The 1,321-nt window shown below is 69.6% G+C and carries 1 protein-coding gene and 1 pseudogene; both read left to right on the top strand.

Annotation, left to right across the window (positions count from 1 at the left end):
* Positions 1-294: pseudogene (locus Q4F73_RS06455) on the top strand (amidophosphoribosyltransferase); the annotation flags it as partial.
* A 32-nt stretch (positions 295-326) separates the two neighbouring features.
* Positions 327-1,321: phosphoribosylformylglycinamidine cyclo-ligase (purM, locus tag Q4F73_RS06460; RefSeq protein ID WP_303358536.1), on the top strand; the 995-nt coding region annotated here is incomplete at its 3' end.

Here is a 1,321-nt window from a genome sequence, read left to right on the forward strand (position 1 = left end):
TCCCCGCCGGTGAAGTGGCCGTGCTTCTACGGCATCGACTTCGCCAGCCCGGGCGAGCTCATCGCCAACGCCATCGCGGGTGACTCCACCAACGGTACCGCCGCGCTGACCGAGTCGATCTGCACCGCCATCGGCGCCGACTCCCTCGGGTTCGTCACCATCGACGAGATGGTGGAGGCCACCGAGCAGTCCCGCGATGAACTCTGCGTCGCCTGCTTCGACGGCAAGTACCCGCTGGGGCTGCCGACCGGCAACGCGAACGCCGAGCTCGTGGCCACGATGCAGGCCAACTAGACCCTCCTGACAGAAAGAGACGTGAAGAACCCATGACCGACAACCAGGGTGCCTCCTACGCCGCCGCCGGAGTCGACATCGAGGCCGGCGACCGCGCCGTCGAGCTTTTCGCCCCGCTGGCCAAGCGTGCCACCCGTCCGGAGGTCCGCGGTGGGCTCGGCGGTTTCGCCGGCCTCTTCGCGCTCGGCAAGTACAAGGAGCCGCTCCTGGCCGCCGGATCCGACGGCGTGGGCACCAAGCTCGCCGTCGCCCAGGCCATGGACAAGCACGACACCATCGGCATCGACCTGGTCGCCATGTGCGTCGACGACCTCGTGGTCTGCGGTGCGGAGCCGCTGTTCCTGCAGGACTACATCGCCATCGGCAAGGTGGTGCCGGAGCACGTCGCGCAGATTGTCGCGGGCATCGCCGAGGGCTGCGTCCAGGCCGGATGTGCGCTGCTGGGCGGCGAGACCGCCGAGCACCCCGGTGTCATGGAGCCCGGCCACTACGACGTCTCCGCCACGGCCGTGGGCGTGGTCGAGGCCGATGAGCTGCTCGGCCCCCACCTGGTGCGCTCCGGCGACATCATCATCGGCATGGCCTCCTCGGGCCTGCACTCCAACGGCTACTCCCTGGCCCGCCACGTCCTCCTGGAGAAGGCCGGCCTGCCGCTCGACGGCTACGTCGAGGAGCTCGGCCGCACCCTCGGTGAGGAGATGCTCGAGCCGACCCGCATCTACGCCAAGGACTGCCTGGCCCTGGCCGCCGAGTGCCACGTGCGCACCTTCTGCCATGTCACCGGTGGAGGCCTGGCGGGCAACATGGAGCGCATCATCCCCGAGGGGCTGGTCGCCGAGATGCACCGCTCCTCCTGGACCCCGGGGCAGATCTTCCGCACCATCGCCGACCTGGGCAAGGTCCCGCGCGAGGAGATGGAGAAGACCTTCAACATGGGTGTCGGCATGGTGGCCATCGTCTCCCCGGAGGACCGCGACCGCGCCCTGGCCATGCTCACCGCCCGCCACATCGACGCCTGGGAGCTGGG

Origin of the sequence: Corynebacterium sp. (genome assembly GCF_030535495.1) — a bacterium.
Taxonomy (GTDB): domain Bacteria; phylum Actinomycetota; class Actinomycetes; order Mycobacteriales; family Mycobacteriaceae; genus Corynebacterium.